Origin of the sequence: Chryseobacterium proteolyticum, assembly GCF_046591535.1 — a bacterium.
GTDB lineage: Bacteria > Bacteroidota > Bacteroidia > Flavobacteriales > Weeksellaceae > Chryseobacterium > Chryseobacterium proteolyticum.
The window spans coordinates 269,529-285,394 of the sequence record NZ_JBJLWK010000006.1; the positions used below are offsets into that span (position 1 = coordinate 269,529).

The 15,866-nt window shown below is 36.7% G+C and carries 18 protein-coding genes; 12 read left to right on the forward strand and 6 right to left on the reverse strand.

Annotated features, from left to right (window positions below; genetic code table 11):
• Positions 1-14 precede the first annotated feature (14 nt).
• The 6 genes from ACJ5H0_RS20815 to ACJ5H0_RS20840 all read left to right on the forward strand — a co-directional run bounded on the left by ACJ5H0_RS20815 (position 15) and on the right by ACJ5H0_RS20840 (position 2,754).
• Positions 15-143 carry a hypothetical protein gene (locus ACJ5H0_RS20815; RefSeq protein WP_411251879.1) on the forward strand — a complete coding sequence of 43 codons (129 nt, stop codon included), beginning with the start codon at positions 15-17 and terminating at the stop codon, positions 141-143.
• Positions 144-248: 105 nt separating this feature from the next.
• Positions 249-923: a hypothetical protein gene (locus ACJ5H0_RS20820; RefSeq protein WP_411251880.1), complete on the forward strand. Its 675-nt coding sequence runs from the start codon at positions 249-251 to the stop codon at positions 921-923.
• Positions 924-1,215: 292 nt separating this feature from the next.
• Entirely contained in the window at positions 1,216-1,458 is a 243-nt protein-coding gene (locus ACJ5H0_RS20825; RefSeq protein WP_411251881.1) for a hypothetical protein, read from the forward strand.
• Complete coding sequence (locus ACJ5H0_RS20830) at positions 1,424-2,020, forward strand: trypsin-like peptidase domain-containing protein (RefSeq protein ID WP_411251882.1); 597 nt, start codon at positions 1,424-1,426, stop codon at positions 2,018-2,020. The genes ACJ5H0_RS20825 and ACJ5H0_RS20830 overlap by 35 nt, the downstream gene beginning before the upstream one ends.
• Positions 2,021-2,071: 51 nt before the next feature.
• Positions 2,072-2,434, forward strand: coding sequence for a hypothetical protein (locus tag ACJ5H0_RS20835; RefSeq protein WP_411251883.1), 363 nt, complete (start codon positions 2,072-2,074; stop codon positions 2,432-2,434).
• Positions 2,435-2,490: 56 nt separating this feature from the next.
• Positions 2,491-2,754, forward strand: coding sequence for a hypothetical protein (locus ACJ5H0_RS20840; protein ID WP_411251884.1), 264 nt, complete (start codon positions 2,491-2,493; stop codon positions 2,752-2,754).
• Between the two features lie 30 nt (positions 2,755-2,784).
• On the opposite strand, the gene ACJ5H0_RS20845 is transcribed toward ACJ5H0_RS20840, so the two are convergent.
• Positions 2,785-3,012 (reverse strand): hypothetical protein, encoded by a 228-nt coding sequence (locus ACJ5H0_RS20845; RefSeq protein ID WP_411251885.1) that lies wholly within the window; start codon positions 3,010-3,012, stop codon positions 2,785-2,787.
• Positions 3,013-3,708: 696 nt separating this feature from the next.
• Between ACJ5H0_RS20845 and ACJ5H0_RS20850 the strand changes: the two genes are divergently transcribed.
• Positions 3,709-4,077 (forward strand): helix-turn-helix domain-containing protein, encoded by a 369-nt coding sequence (locus tag ACJ5H0_RS20850; protein ID WP_411251886.1) that lies wholly within the window; start codon positions 3,709-3,711, stop codon positions 4,075-4,077.
• Positions 4,078-4,175: 98 nt separating this feature from the next.
• Here ACJ5H0_RS20850 and ACJ5H0_RS20855 read toward each other — a convergent pair whose 3' ends face one another.
• On the reverse strand, positions 4,176-4,616 hold the full coding sequence (locus ACJ5H0_RS20855) for a hypothetical protein (RefSeq protein WP_411251887.1): 441 nt from the start codon (positions 4,614-4,616) through the stop codon (positions 4,176-4,178).
• A 253-nt stretch (positions 4,617-4,869) separates the two neighbouring features.
• On the opposite strand from ACJ5H0_RS20855, the gene ACJ5H0_RS20860 reads away from it, so the two are divergent.
• Genes ACJ5H0_RS20860 through ACJ5H0_RS20870 form a run of 3 tightly spaced genes read left to right on the forward strand, consistent with a single transcriptional unit; the run spans position 4,870 to position 10,569 of the window.
• On the forward strand, positions 4,870-6,126 hold the full coding sequence (locus tag ACJ5H0_RS20860; RefSeq protein ID WP_411251888.1) for an alkaline phosphatase family protein: 1,257 nt from the start codon (positions 4,870-4,872) through the stop codon (positions 6,124-6,126).
• A gap of 11 nt (positions 6,127-6,137) precedes the next feature.
• Positions 6,138-9,095 carry a SusC/RagA family TonB-linked outer membrane protein gene (locus tag ACJ5H0_RS20865; protein WP_411251889.1) on the forward strand — a complete coding sequence of 986 codons (2,958 nt, stop codon included), beginning with the start codon at positions 6,138-6,140 and terminating at the stop codon, positions 9,093-9,095.
• Positions 9,096-9,114: 19 nt separating this feature from the next.
• Complete coding sequence (locus ACJ5H0_RS20870) at positions 9,115-10,569, forward strand: SusD/RagB family nutrient-binding outer membrane lipoprotein (RefSeq protein WP_411251890.1); 1,455 nt, start codon at positions 9,115-9,117, stop codon at positions 10,567-10,569.
• A 106-nt stretch (positions 10,570-10,675) separates the two neighbouring features.
• Here the strand turns inward: ACJ5H0_RS20870 and ACJ5H0_RS20875 are convergent, their stop codons facing one another.
• The 3 genes from ACJ5H0_RS20875 to ACJ5H0_RS20885 form a co-directional block, all read right to left on the reverse strand.
• Entirely contained in the window at positions 10,676-11,071 is a 396-nt protein-coding gene (locus tag ACJ5H0_RS20875) for a VOC family protein (protein WP_172278012.1), read from the reverse strand.
• 72 nt (positions 11,072-11,143) lie between these two features.
• Positions 11,144-11,995, reverse strand: a complete 852-nt coding sequence (locus ACJ5H0_RS20880; protein ID WP_411251891.1) for a helix-turn-helix domain-containing protein — start codon at positions 11,993-11,995, stop codon at positions 11,144-11,146.
• An 18-nt stretch (positions 11,996-12,013) separates the two neighbouring features.
• Positions 12,014-12,994: an amidohydrolase family protein gene (locus ACJ5H0_RS20885; protein ID WP_411251892.1), complete on the reverse strand. Its 981-nt coding sequence runs from the start codon at positions 12,992-12,994 to the stop codon at positions 12,014-12,016.
• A gap of 212 nt (positions 12,995-13,206) precedes the next feature.
• Here ACJ5H0_RS20885 and ACJ5H0_RS20890 point away from each other — a divergent pair, with 212 nt between their 5' ends.
• Both ACJ5H0_RS20890 and ACJ5H0_RS20895 read left to right on the forward strand, forming a co-directional pair.
• Entirely contained in the window at positions 13,207-13,782 is a 576-nt protein-coding gene (locus tag ACJ5H0_RS20890) for a Crp/Fnr family transcriptional regulator (protein ID WP_411251893.1), read from the forward strand.
• Between the two features lie 72 nt (positions 13,783-13,854).
• Complete coding sequence (locus ACJ5H0_RS20895; protein ID WP_411251894.1) at positions 13,855-14,481, forward strand: FMN-dependent NADH-azoreductase; 627 nt, start codon at positions 13,855-13,857, stop codon at positions 14,479-14,481.
• Positions 14,482-14,522: 41 nt separating this feature from the next.
• On the opposite strand, the gene ACJ5H0_RS20900 is transcribed toward ACJ5H0_RS20895, so the two are convergent.
• The gene (locus ACJ5H0_RS20900) at positions 14,523-15,719 is read right to left on the reverse strand and encodes a sensor histidine kinase (protein ID WP_411251895.1); all 1,197 of its coding nucleotides are present in this window, start codon (positions 15,717-15,719) and stop codon (positions 14,523-14,525) included.
• Positions 15,720-15,866: the final 147 nt, after the last annotated feature.

Here is a 15,866-nt window from a genome sequence, read left to right on the forward strand (position 1 = left end):
AAAAATTACTAATCATGGCAAAAATTTACAGAGACGCGGGTAATGGTAGGTTTGTAAAAAAAGAAGAAGTTACAAAAAGACCTGGTACAACTGTGACCGAAACAGTAAAACCAAAACCCCAAAACCCACCAAAAAAGAAATAGTTAAAATTCCACTTGAAAAGTGGAATTTTTGTTTTTATGGGAAACCGTAATTTAAAGTACATTCCATTTGTTATTTTTGATATCAATTATTATAACATATTAACCATGAAAAAGATATCATTAAATAATATCATATTATTTAGACAAAAGTCGGATAAAGGAAGACAAACGCTTCTAAATAATTTAAAAAGAGAAGGGGAAGCCAAATCTGATGGAAGTGGAGGGAATTATTGGGTAAGAAGTTTAAGTGCTTTAAGTAATGGATTTAAGTTAAAAGATACGCAACCAATAAAAGAAAAAATTTCTGAAATATTGGAGCTTTTTACTCCTTCCTTAATAAAACAAACAAAAGACATGTATGAGCGAAATCTTAGTATTCTTCATAATTACGAAGATTTTGATTTTTCGAACTGGCTGCCAGAGAACTCTGAAATTTTGACTAAAACGAATAAAAAATCAATTATTTATATTAACACTATTCCTGTTCAAATTACTCCTAGCCAGATATATTCTTTTGAAAAAGAAGGGAAACAGTGTGTTGGTGCAGTTTGGTTTATTGCAAAATTAGAAGGGTACAAAACCGAGGAATTAGGAATGTTTGTTGAGGCACTTTACATTTATCTCTCTAGTAATTTTGATGAAAAATTTGAAATAAGTCCCGAAAATTGTTTAGTGGTTGATGTTCTCAGTAAGAAGGAAATAAATTATCAAATGTTGGTTGATGAGGATGTACCTTCAATTTTTAGTAATACCCTAGAATTAATAAAAATGACATTGTAATTAATTATAAAGTGATCCGGGAAATTTTACTTTCTCGGATCTTTCATAATATTTTCGTTTAAATTTATAAGGAATGGGCAACGAGCGTGACGCTCGCGCCAGCGAGGGGGCTTCACAAAACTTTGTAGTTATCCACCTGAAAACTTCCATTCCTGGATAAATGAAAATAAAGAAATGTTAGATCGTAGAAAGTTGCTTCCTGAATTCGTTCAAAGCAATAGGAAGTTTGTGAAATAGTTTATATTTTTATTGATTCAAATACTGAATAAATGTATTACATAAACTATAATATATGAATCATTTAACGAAATGCTCTATATACATTGAAATGTACTTAACAGATACTGCTGATCAGCCATTGGGTGTAGGAACTGGTTTTACTGTTAAAACAGATCAAGGACACAGTTTTCTAGTAACAAACTGGCATTGTGTAACTGGTATTAATCCTGAAACGAATCAAGCACTATCAACAAATGAACATAAAGACCCAGAATTTTTGGATGCTCATTTTTTTAAAAAAGAACAGTTTAAATGAATGGGCTGTTAAAAGGATAAAATTAATAGACGAGAAAGGGAAAAAGCTTTACATCCAACACCCTAGAGGGCAAGAAATAGATATTGTGGCAATTAAATTAGAAGACTATCCAGATGTTGAATTATATAATTTATGGGAAGGCAATATAGTAGATAATATAGATATTAATATCACAGAAAGTTGTAGTGTTGTTGGGTTTCCAAAAGGAATAAGCACTGGTGGAAAGTTTCCGATATGGAAAACAGGACATGTTGCGAGTGAATTTGAATTAAATCACGACGATAAACCAATGTTTCTGATTGATGCATCAACAAGAGAGGGTATGAGCGGTTCACCTGTATATTGTGTAAGAACAGGACATGCTCTTGTGGATGGTAAATTAATGTCAGGAGAGTCGACAATAGCTAGATTCTTAGGTATTTATGCGGGAAGAGTTGGTGATGACATCGAAATAGGCAGAGTATTTAAATCAAATTGTCTTAATGAATTAATGATAAATTACTACAACTTAGCTAATCCTTATAGGTTTATTCCAAGCAATTTGAATTATAACTTTACATAAAATTAATGTGAAACCAGAAGAATACAAAGAATACGATTGCCTAACTCATAAATGGAAATGCATTTTATTGCCCTTACTCCTTCCTTTATGGGGTACTGTGAAGTTATTATATTTGGTGACGACTTTCCAGGAATAAAGTATTATTGCTTTCACTTCTACAATGATAATTCCCTTTCTAATATTTACCAAAAGTTATCACACCATATCGAAAGACTTTACAAGCAAATAGATTCAAATCTCTATCCGGATTTATCGAACGGTTTTGCAAAACTTCTTATTTACTTAAAAGAAACAATAGCTAGAGAAAACGACCAGAAATACAGAGAAGAGAATTTCAAGCATTGGTATGAAGTTGTTATTCGTGATGAGGTGTTAATTCATAATGAAAGTTTTAAGAAGTATCTTGCTTTTTGATTTAACTTGACTTCATTATCTAGTTAAATTTCACTATATTAGAGTTAACCACTCTAATGTGGGATTTTATTATGTTCATAAAATTTACTACAGTTAACAAGAAGGCTCATCACTCTGATATTGAAAGGATGTTATGGGAGAAAACAGAAGAAGCAATCAAAAACCAAATAAGATCAAGGCTTAGGAGAGCAAAAGATGATTTGGAAGGTTTAAATTTACACGTTGAAATTGATATGCAGAACAGTAATGCAAAATTAATTGGAGAAGGGATACCAGAAAATAAGATAGAATTGGCTGAAAATGCTTTCAAAAAAATGTAATAAAACAGCCCCTTAATTGGGGCTTTATCATTACTTATATGGATATCCTGGTTTCTCAAGGTCTTTAATTAAGTTCTGAAGATAGTGCACAGTGAAGAATTTGTTTTGATTAGTAATATGCTCATAGCTTTTTTCATCAAAATTATTAGTACGTAAAAGATTAAATTCCTTAATTTCCCCGTCTTCTACAACAATTTTTAATACTTCTTGGTCGTTTACATCTTTGCTATATGTATTGATTTTTTCTTTTTTTTTCATCAAGCGTAACAAATCCTAGTTTAACCAACCATTCCTCCGATAATGGTATTGGCTGAAATGCATCCGTATCAATACGATCTATTTGTGTAATATCATACTCTGTAATAGTATAATTTTGATTACCATAATTATTTGCAAAATTACCTGCTTTAAAAAAGTGACTATTCATGATTGTTTTTCTCCAAATATAACTCTTTTCCTTTGAGTGTGAAGAAAAGGTTTTGTAATTCGTGGACCGTTTTCAAATCGATAGATTCACGATTGTTTAAATAAAGAAGTTAGGAAAAATCACCGTTTTATCCAACAATTGAAACCCATCTATTTCATAAGTATTCAGAGTGTATTAGCTTTCTGGCATAAGTATAAATCCAAATCTCTTAAGATTATTTTTAGTTAATTTTAAGCCTGAAATCCCTTGTATCAAGCATTTACGTGGTAATTTCCCTAAACCGTCCTCGTGACGATACATAATATCTTCTGCAGAAATTCCTAGAACTTCAGCTTCTGTTGTAGCGAAAAGAACGATATTACCAATTCTTAAATCTTTTATGTTTATTTAATAAATTTTTACAATTATACAATTTTTTTAAAATAATAGGTTTGCTAAAATAATCCCGACTTACTATTATTCAGCCGGGAAACATAATATATAAAACCAAATTTTCTCTATATTTGTACAAAGCACAACAAACCACTATGGAAAAGCTAAGAAGTCTAAGAAAGCAGAGAGGGTACACTCAAGAGTACATGTCAAAAATCTTATCAACGGATGTTTCCAACTATTCACGGAAGGAAAGTGGAGATGTCAAAATATTTGAGGATGAGTGGGAGAAATTAGCGAAAGCGTTAGAAGTTCCTGTAAACGAAATTAAAGAAGAAAGATCCGCCCGTGTCGTAAACAATGATAACCTTGTTTTTAACGATCAGTCAGCAAATAATAATTTTAATCAATATTATAATATTCCTGAGTATATCTTAGAAAACCAACAGGAATACATCAACCTTCTTAAAGAGCAGATCGAAGCTTTAAAAGAAGAAAATAAAAGATTAAAATCTGGGAAATAAATCAATTGCAAAAATAGATAAACAATATTTATACTGCCTCCATGAGGCGGTATTTTTTATATCTATAATAATGGTTTTGAAGAAAGAATGTAAATGAATTACGATAGTCTATTATCCATCCCATACAATATAGCAGCTCCTGATTTTTTAATTGTAATCTGATTGAGAGCTTTCCGAAATTCATCAATTGCATTGGGCTCTGCCAGTATTTCAAACTGGATTTTAGATTGAGCTTTTATTCTGAGTTCCGCTTCTGTTGCCATTTTTATTTGTATTCCAATATGAGAAAGTGAATGGGCTGGATAAAGGTTTATTGAAAAATAAGAATACTTTGAATCTTTAACACCTAATTCGAAAGAAATTGATTTTTCATTTTTTGGGAAATCAGTTAACTGTTCAGCAAATAGATTGATTGATTCAATATTTGCATATACATCTGTTGATCCTGAAAAACAGGTGTCTGACCCTTTAATTTTGAGTTCGATCAGTTCTTCATCAACATAAATTATTTTAAGTTCTAAATATGATTTTAAATTCAATTTAATAAAGGTGTATTTCAGTTTTTTAAGAATCCAAATATAAGAAATTAATCAAAGTATCTAGATTTTAACCATTTTATAGTCCCATAATTTATGTAGGGCTTTTAGAAACATTTTTAATAGATTTTTTCAAAGTACTGTTGTTAATATAAAAGATTTTAATGAAAGTTAATATATTATTTAAACTTGTTAACGGTTTGTTAAAAGATACTCTCTGTTTTTTATGGAATTTTGCCCCAATAAAAAATGTAGCATGAACCTTTTCAAAACTTCTCTTTTTATTCTTCTTTCTTTCACCGGTATTGCCGGGCACGCACAGAAACATTCGTCACAAAAAAAAGTAGTTTTTATTATCGTAGATGGTATCGCTGAAGATATGCTGGACAAGTCTGAAATTCCCAATCTTAAAAAGATTAAAAAAGACGGTGCACTCCTGAAAGCGTATGTAGGAGGAGAAAAAGGAGGGTACAGTGAAACGCCCACGATTTCAGCAGTAGGATACAATAGTTTGCTGACAGGAACCTGGGTGAATAAACATCATGTTTTTGATAACGATATTAAAGATCCTAATTATAGCTATCCAACCATTTTCAGGCTTTTTAAAGATCAGTATCCCGGCAAAAAGACAGCTGTATTTTCAACCTGGGAAGACAACCGCACGAAACTGATCGGTGAAGGCCTGGCGGCCACAGGAAAGATAAAAATGGATTTTTCTTATGATGGGTTGGAAAAGGATACCTTGAAATTTCCACACGATAAACAAAGCGGATATATCCGTAAGATCGATAGCCTGGTGGCAGGAAAAGCAGCAAGCTATATTAAAGAAAATGCCCCTGATTTGTCTTGGGTATACCTGGAATTTTCTGATGATATGGGACATCGCCACGGAGATGGAGATATTTTGTATAAGGCAATCTCCTTCGAGGACAGGTTGATCGGAAAAATATATGATGCCGTAAAAGAGCGTGAGGCAAAGCATGGAGAGGATTGGTTATTCATCGTTACAACGGATCATGGAAGATCTGCCAGTAACGGAAAAGGGCATGGCGGGCAAAGTGATAGAGAACGGGATACCTGGATTACAATCAATAAACCCAATATTAACGCATATGCCAAAAATAATCGTGTTGCCATTACAGATATTCTTCCTACGATGACTGATTTTCTCAGTATCAAAGTACCTGAGAATGTTCAACAGGAAATGGACGGAATCGATTTGCTTAAAAACAGAGCGGTAAGCCAGCTGAATGCCTCTTTGTTATCTGACAGAACATTGGAAGTAACATGGAAAGTGGTAACTCCCACGAAGGAATCTGCGGAGGTTTATGTAACCACTACCAATAATTTCAAAACCGGTGGTAAAGACTATTACCAGCTGTTGGGACAGGCAGATCTGAGTAGCGGTAAGTTTATCTCAAAACAAAGACTCGATCATTCCGATATCTACAAGATTGTTCTGAAAACCAAAGAAGGCTTTCTGAATACGTGGATCACTCAACAAAATAAATAAGGAATCTACTTATGAAATTACATCTTTTAATCGGCCTGGGCTTAGTCACAGGCCTGGAAGTCTATGGCCAGAACGTACAGAAAATAGATGGCGCCGATACCATAAAGACCCATGAGAAAAAGATCGATGAGGTTGTTATTACAGCACTTGGGATCAAGAAAGACAAAAAAACGTTGGGATATGCAGTACAGGAGGTGAAAGGCGATGTGTTTGAAAAAGCAAAGGAACCGAATTTCATCAATTCCCTTTCCGGAAGGGTAGCCGGATTGAATGTTAAGAACAGTACGGATCTTTTTCAGGATCCGGGAATCAGCCTGAGGGGTGCCAAGCCGCTTATTGTTATTGACGGTGTTCCAGACAGGACCGCTGATTTGTGGAGGATCAATGCGGATGATATCGATAATATCAGTGTATTGAAAGGACCTACAGCTTCTGCTTTGTACGGATCAGTGGGAAAGGACGGAGCAATCATGATTACCACTAAAAAAGGTAAGAAAGGAAGAATGAGTATTTCATTTAATAATTCCACCATGTTTCAGACTTCTTTTATACGTATTCCTAAAGTGCAGACAACATACGGGGGAGGAAATAACGGGAAATATGCCTATATAGACGGAAGTGGTTCCGGAAGTGAAGGTGGCGGATGGATCTGGGGTCCTAAGCTAGACCAGAAAGATCCTACAACACCCAGCGGATATTATGAAACTCCGCAATACAATAGTCCGATTGATCCTTCAACCGGAAAACCGATACCCTTACCATGGATTTCCCGTGGAAAGAATAATATTAAAAATTTCTTTGATACCGGCGTTATCCAGTCCAATAACCTGAGTGTGGACTGGGGAAGTGAAAAAGCAACTTTCAGACTTTCCCTTTCTAATATTTATCAGAAGGGAATCGTTCCGAATACCGATCTGAAAACTACGTCAATCAGTCTGGCAGGATCCGTAAATCCTATTGAAAAGCTTACGATTAATTCTACTTTAACCTATAATAAAGAATATACCTCCAACTTCCCGGAAGTAGGATACGGACCTACGAACTATCTTTATAATCTGGTATTATGGACCGGTGCCGATGTAGATGTAAGAGACCTGAGAAATTACTGGGTAGCCGGAAAAGAAGGATACCAGCAAAGGCATTACAATGTTTCTTACTACAACAATCCTTATTTTCAGGCGTATGAATACCTGAGACCTTACTATAAGGACAATGTAATGGGAAATGTAAACCTGGAATACCAGATCATTCCCAAATTATCAGCTAAAGCCCGAGTGGGGACAAATGTGTATGCCCTGAACCGCGAATATAGAGAGCCTAAAAGCTATATAGGGTATGGAAATAAGTCATTAGGAAACTATACGCAGATTAACGGAAATTATTTTGATATTACTTCAGAACTGGGACTTAAATACCAGAACCGCTTTTCAGAAAACTTCTCATTAACCGGTGAAGGATATGTGTCTAATTTCTACAGGGAACAGAAAAATAGTGAGATCCGTACTGATGGATTGGTAAGCCCGGGATGGTATAATCTTTTTAACAGTATAGGACCGCTATTTGCTCCAAAAGCAGGAAACCGGAAAGAATTTGAACAGATCAATAGCGTATACGGGTACGTAGATATGGAAATTTACAAAGCATTTTTCCTGAATATGACTGCCCGATATGACAAAGTATCCACACTTCCGAAAGGAAATAACGGGTATTTCTATCCGTCTGTTTCCGGATCAGTATTACTGAACCAACTGGTAACGCTTCCGGATTGGATCAGTTTTGCCAAACTTCGCGGATCATTGGCGCAGGTTTCCAACGGTAAGCTGGCCAACGATACGTATGGTTATATCTCTGCATTTGAAAAAAGTGATATCAGCTGGAACGGACAATCAACATTTGTTTTCGGGGATGTATTGATCGACAGTAATATAAAGCCTGAAACATCGAACTCCTGGGAGATAGGAACGAACATTTCATTTCTAAAAAACAGAATTAATTTAGACGTTGCTTATTACCAAACCCGGGATTATAATAATCTGGCGAGTATTCCTCTGTCTGAGGGAGTAGGATATAAAACGTACCTAACCAACGGAAATGTATTTCAAAGAAAAGGGGTAGAGTTTACCCTGAATGCGGATGTCATTAAGAAATCGGATTTCAGATGGAGTACACAGCTGAATTTGAGCCACTACCGGAAGTATTTAAAAGAAGCTTATGGTGGTAAAGATTATACAACAATCTATAACGCTGCCAACGGAAGGAACAATTTCATCCGGGTAGGAGAGAGAGCTGATAAACTGACTGCCATGCCTTATGAAACTTCACCGGACGGGCAATTGGTCCTTCAAAACGGATATCCCGTGAATTCCACAGCACCTTTTGAAAGCAATATGGGATATTCTGATCCGGACTGGACTTATGGTTTATCCAATAATTTCAGTTACAAGAACTTCTCACTTTCCTTATTATTTGATGGCCGACTTGGAGGAACCATGTATTCCACTACCAATCAGAAAATGTGGTGGGGAGGGATTGCTCCGGGAACAGTTAATCAGTATAGGGATGATGCCAATGCCGGAAACAATACTTACATAGCACCGGGTGTAAGAGTGGTAAGCGGCTCTATAACGTATGACCAGAATGGTAATATAAAATCCGATACCCGCGTTTTTGTTCCCAATGATGTTGCTGTAAACTACAATGCTTATATGCAGAGTACCAGCAATGCTTTTGAAAGCAATTACCATTATTATAAGCAAACCTTTATCAAATTGAGAGAGATCACGGTTACTTATAATTTTGAAAAATCTTTTGCTGAAAAATTAGGAGTATCATCAGCGAGTGTTTCGTTAATCGGTAGAAACCTTTGGCTGGCTTCAAAGATTAAAAATGTAGATCCCGATTCTGGTGTCGACCAGCTTCAGACTCCTGCAACAAGAAGTTTTGGAGTTAATCTCAATGTAAAATTCTAATGATAAAAATACGATAGAAATGAAAGTAGCTAAAATATATATAATGTTGCTGACTGCTTTAATAGGACTTACGGGCTGCAGCAGGGTAGATGATTTCCATGATGATCCCAACCGTCCTAAAAGTGTAGATGCGGAAAACATCCTTCCGGGAATCGAAGTGAATGCATTCAGTACGATTAAGGCGGAAGCAGCTCTTGCATCTAGACAACTTACCTATATCAACGGAGTTAATGCGCAGCAGTATTACAACTGGCAAAGAGGATCATTTGGTGTTTATGACAACATCAAGCAGGTGGAAAAGATGGTGGAGGAAGCCAATAAAAAAGGAGGAAAGGAATATATTGCACTGGCCCGCTTCTTTAAATCTTATTATTTTATCTCCTTAACCGAGACATTTGGTGATATTCCTTATAGTGAGGCGATAAACACGGCTAATTTTTATCCGAAATATGATGACCAGAAAAGCATTTATAAAAACGTCCTTAATGAGCTGGCATTAGCCAATACCGAGCTTTCCAATTTGAATACTCCAATCCGTGGGGACATTATCTATAATGGAGATTTGCTTAAGTGGAGAAAACTGATCAATTCCTACAGATTAAGGATCTTAATGGATCTTTCTAAAAAAGCGGATGATCCGGATCTGAATGTAAAACAGACTTTTGCCAATATTATCAATAATCCGGCCCAAAATCCTGTGATGGAATCCAGCAATGACAGTGGTGCATTACCGTTTTATAATCTTGTAAATAACCGGTATCCGTTTTTTAATAGTAATGATCTGCAGACGGCCTATTATATGGAGCAAAGTTTTGTAGATAAACTCAGGACTTCCAAAGATCCAAGGTTATTTAAAATGGCTGAAAAGAAAACAAGTACAGTTGGGACAAGTCCTTCAGATCCGTTTAGCTTTTATGACGGATTATATGGAAGTGGGGATCTGGGGCAGAATTCTACCAAAGCATCTAATGGTCTGGCATCAAGAATTAATCCGAGATATTTTAATGATCCGATCAATGAGCCTTCTTTATTAATGGGATATGCTGAACTCCAATTTGTTTTGGCCGAAGCGGCCGTAAGAGGCTGGATCAATGCAAACGCAAATACATACTACCTGAATGCCATTAATGCATCCATGACTTTCTATAAAATAAGTCCTACAGATGTAGCGGCTTATCTGGCTCAGCCAACCATTAATCTGCAGCCTGGAAAAGAGATCGAACAGATCATGGATCAGAAGCATACGGCCTTGTTTTTTAATACGGGATGGCAAATATTCTATGATCAGAGAAGAACAGGTTTTCCTCACTTCAATACTGATGGTCCCGGAATTCTGAACAACGGCAAGATTCCTAAAAGATGGATGTATCCTTCTTCTGAAATCAATAATAACAATACCAATCTTAACAATGCCATCACCAAGCAGTATCCGGCTGGTGATAATATTAATGAGACCATGTGGATGATTAAGTAAGCCGTACTGAATTTACACATCGGATCAATAAAAAACTCCTGCTTCGAAGAAGCAGGAGTTTGCTGTTAGTTAGAAAATGAAGGATATGATGATTCAATATAAATTTTTAGCTAAACTTTTTAATTGCTTCCGGAGAAACAGGTGTGAAAAAATTGATCAGATTTCCGTCCGGATCACAGAATAAAAGTGACCGGTTACCCCACGGCATGGTAGTGGGCTCCTGGACAATTTCACTTGTAATTCCTTTAATTCTCTCATATTCATCGTCTACATTGTCGACAATGAATTCTATGATGCTGCTTTTGCTTCCGGTAGATGCTGTGAGGTTTTCACTGAAGAGCGTCATGGTGCGTGTGCTTCCTATAGCTAAAGTGATAGAACTTGTAGAGAGCTCTGCAAAATCTTCTGTATACCATTGAGCTGTCAGCCCCATTGCATTCTCATAAAACTGCACGGATTGCTTAATGTCCTTTGTGATAATTCTTAATGATGTTAATTTCATGTTTGTTGAATTTAATAATATCCTGGAACAAAAGTAAGCTCAGGTTGTGACAAGAGTCTGTCAGTAGAAAAATTAATCTCTGAATTTTTTACGGAAATTAAGGGCTGTCATTCCCGTTTCTTTAGAGAAAAAGCGTGAGAAATAGGAATGATCTTCGAAACCCAGGTCATTTGCAATCTGTTTTACATTGAGGTCACTGAAGTATAAAAGCCGTTTAGCTTCAAGAATTATATTATACCTGATCCAGAATGAAACAGGGGAACCCGTATATTTTTTCAGGCATTCATTCAGGTATGACTCTGAAATATGGAGCATTTTTGCGTAATCAGAAGGACTTTTATATTTCCTGATATGTTTGTTAAGAAGATTTTTGAATTGAAAGGACAGTTCAGCGGTTCTTGAATTGGCTTCAGACTTCTCCCGGATACGAACAACATCTGCTGCCATTTCAAAAAAGGAACGCAGTAATGAGTAAGTTATATTTAAATTGAGTTTATCCCGGGAAGAATGATCTGTTTTTCTATGTAAAATATTCAATAGCTGATCCATATCTTCCGCATCTTCCGGACGAAGATCAATAGGTTCCTGAAAGCCCAGCCAGCTTTCAAAAGTATTCCGGCATGATGGGTCCACCAATGAAGGATCTACAGCGATATACCATCCTTCAGCTTTTCTCGACTGAATCCGGTAATGAACCTGTTCCGGTAAAATGTAGTACAGCTGTTTTTCACGGATAATTTTATTTTCAAAGTCTACAATTGTGGATCCGGAGCCTTTCAACATCATAAAAAATATATAATGATCGTCACGGTGCGCCCCAAGATCTCTGGAATGCTTCCGACTGATCCGCTCAGGGCCAAATCGTGAAATTAAAAAACTATGATCAGTTTTTTCCTGTAGTTGATGGATGGGAATATTTTGCATAGAGAATGTAATCAATTATTAAAGTCCCAGGATGCGGTCTGCATTTCCATGGGCAATCTTTGCGATCTGTTCAGCTGGAAGATTTATGCCGTGTAAGAAATCAATACCCATCTGATTATCACTGAAAGGATAATCTACCGATAGAATAATATGATCTATGCCTATCGTATCCAATGCTATCTGCAAAGGAGGTTGGGTGAAGAAACCACTCGTTGTTATATAAAGCTGCTCTCTGAATGTATCAGCCATTGTTCTTTGATTACGGCCTCCATTACCCGGCTGAAAAGCCTTATTGGACCTGTCCCACATGATCGGCAACATTTCGCCCATATGGCCTATGATTATTTTCAGTTTGGGATAATCATCAAAAACTCCGGCTATCAGAAGTCGCAGTACATGAATAGCTGTTTCTGAGTGCCATCCCCATCCCCAGCAGGCAAGGGCATCAAAAGAACCGAAGGTTGTGCCTATATTGCTGTAGTAAGCATCCAAGACAGGTTTTGGTGGGATTCCGGGGTGTATATATAGGGGAACTCCTAACTTTTCAGCTCTTTCAAAAACAGGTGCAAATTTAGGAGCGTCTAGGAATTCTCCACAGGTAAGTCCGCGGATCATAGCACCACGGAAACCATAAGTCTTTACGGTGCGTTCAAGCTCATCAGCCGCAGCAGAGGGAGCCACCATCGGAAGATGGGCAAATGCCGCAAACCTGTCAGGATGATCTTTTATTCTCTCCGCCAGCAAATCATTATATTGCGAAGCAAATGCAGGAGCAGATGACTGATCCAGTAAATTGACATCGGTATTTTCTACAGAAAGGACCTGCATGGATATACCCGATTGATCCATCGATTCCAATCGTTGTCCGGAAATATCCGACAACATAGGCATCAGTCTCATTGCCGGACCCGATGGCTGCTTTTTATCCGTTATACCGTCAGGAAGAAAGTGGGACATCTCAGGAAAGGATACGTGTTCCTCTATTGTTACTATTCTCATTGTAAAAGGATTTTATTGCCACAAAAATAGAATACTAAAGGGACGCAATCAATGAAGAACTTACAGGGATGATAGCACAATTCGCGGTAATTTTTTCTGGGATATATGAAATGGAGAGTGCTCATGCATTAACTCATTACCTGATCTTTTATAAACCATGAATAGATTGGAATATTCTGTACATTTGTTGATCATCTCATTAAAGATCGCTTATGAAGGAAAACCCTTTACTGAAAAATATTTCCAGATATGTTACTTTAACAGAGGAAGAGACTGAAATTTTTGAGAGTTTCTGGACAGAGAAAATTTTGGAAAAGGGAGATTATCTTTTGAGAAACGGGGATGTCTGCCGGTATGATAATTATGTGGTTTCAGGTCTCGTGAAAGCATTTTATATCAATTCCGAGAATGGTAATGAAGAAATTCTTTATTTCTCTATTGACGATTGGTGGGCCAGTGATATCGATAGCTTTTCTAAACAGAAGACTTCTATTTACAATATCCAGGCTCTTGAAAAAACCAAGGTCTTACAGATCAATTACCATTCATTTCAAAATCTGTTGCGGGCTATTCCACAACTTGAACGTTATTTCCGGCTTATCCTTGAAAGTTACCTGGGGGTCCTGCAAAAGAGGCTGATCTACCATAATGTATATGATGCAGAATACAGGTATTTTGATTTTCTTGAAAGATATCCTGATATCGCTTCCAGGGTTCCGCAGTATCTGATTGCTTCCTATCTGGGAGTGTCGGCAGAATTTATTAGCAGACTGCGAAAAAAAAAATAAATCCTCTTGAACTAGGTCAATTTTTCTCTCTTTTATAATCTGGAATTTTGCTTCATTATAATAACGAAGCATATGAAAAAAGTATTGATCATCAACGCAAGCGTAAGAAATGAAAGATCACACAGCCGAAAACTGTCAAAGCTTTTTGCAGACAACTGGACATCAAAATATCCTCAGGATCTATTTACCTACAGGGAAGTAGGAACAGAGGTGATTCCCGGAATTGATGAATCCTGGATTGCCGGGGCGTTTACCAAGCCTGCAGACAGGACAGAAGCAGATCATAAAGCCTTGGAGCTGAGTGATAAACTGGTGGATGAACTGAAAGAACATGATATTTATGTCATTGCCACACCAATGTATAATTGGTCGCTTCCCAGTGGTTTGAAAGCCTATATCGACCAGGTGATGAGATTCAATAAAACCTGGAAATTCCGATCAGGGGTTCCTGATGGGGATTATGTAGGCTTACTTGAAAATAAAAAGATATTTATACTGTCCAGCAGGGGAGATACAGGCTATGGAGCAGGAGAGAAAAATGCTCATATGAATTTTCAGACCACGTATCTGGAGTTTATATTCGGGATTATGGGAGTAAAAGATATAACCCTTTTTTCTCTGGACAATGAAGAGTTCGGCGGAGAGATATTTGAAAAGTCCAAAAGGCAAATCTTTGAGCAGATAAGCCTGGTTGAATAAAGCAGAGTATTTTAGGTTTTCCAATTACAATTGAAAAGCAGTTATACTAAAAACCATAATTCAAAACTGCTGCCCTCATTCAGTGCCTGGTAATTGAGATACCCTCCATGCGCTTCCATTATACTTTTGGTAAGTGTGAGCCCGATTCCGGAACCACTGGCTCTGGTTGTAAAGAAAGGAAGGAAGATCTTGTCTTTAATTTCAGGAGTAATGCCCGATCCGTTGTCGGTAATAGCGATAATGATGCGGTTATTTTGAGATCGGACAGTGGTTGTGATGGTTTTATTTGCTTTTTCAGAAACGGCAAATATCGCATTGAGATACAAATTGATAAGACTGCGTTCTATCATTTTCTCATCCGCCAGAACCCTGAAATCTTCAATTTCGCGGACGATTGAAATATTTTGCTTTTCAAATTCCGGTTTCAGGAAATTTAATGCAGATTCTACTATTTTTTTCAGGGAAACAGAAGCCAGAACAGGTTTGGGTAATTCTGCAACCTGGCGGTAATCATCAACAAAGCTTAGCAACTGTTTTGATTTGGAATTAATGATCATCAGGCTTTCTTTCATTTCCTGCTGGTCTTCTTTATCTACGGTTTCCTGATTACTGATGTATTCCAGGCTTTGGATCAGGCTGTTTACGGGGGTCAGTGTATTGAGGAGTTCGTGTGAAATCACCTTCATCAGGTTATTCCATGCGAGCTTCTCTTTTTGTTCTATGATCTTCTGAACGGATTCCAGGGTGATGATGTAAAAACGGTGTTGCGGATTTTTTACCTGTTTTGTTCTTAATGAAAAGGACTGCTTTGAATTTCCACGAATAGAAATATCAAAAAATTCCTGAGAATTGCTGTATCCTGTATCCTCAATAATTTTAAAAAATTCAGGGGCTTTAGATGCATACAGGCTCCAGCTGTTGTATCTTGGAACCTGGAGGCTTGTAAGAAAAGCTTCATTCACATAAAATACTTCCCAGTTTTTATTTTCCTCGGAAAGGATCATGAGTCCTGTTTCCATCTGATCCAGAATACTTTCGTACAGAAGCTTATAGGACGATAGGGAAAATTGTTCTTCCTTGCTTTGGTAGTACAAACGGATGCTGCTATCCAAAAGCGCTGTTCCTTCCTCTTTGGGAAATAATGAAAAATCTTTTTTTCTGATAGAAGATATAATCTTCTCTGTTTTTGATGCTAAAGCAATCTGCGATTGGTTGATCAAAATAACAAAGAGCACCATTATTCCGGCAAAAAGACTCGCATTAAACCATTTTTCCTGTAAAAAAAAAATGATAGGTAGTAATTCCGCTCATGATTGCCAGAAAGTGGTAAAGCAACCACCAATATTTATATTTATTCATAATTTTAATACATTGTCTAAAATATA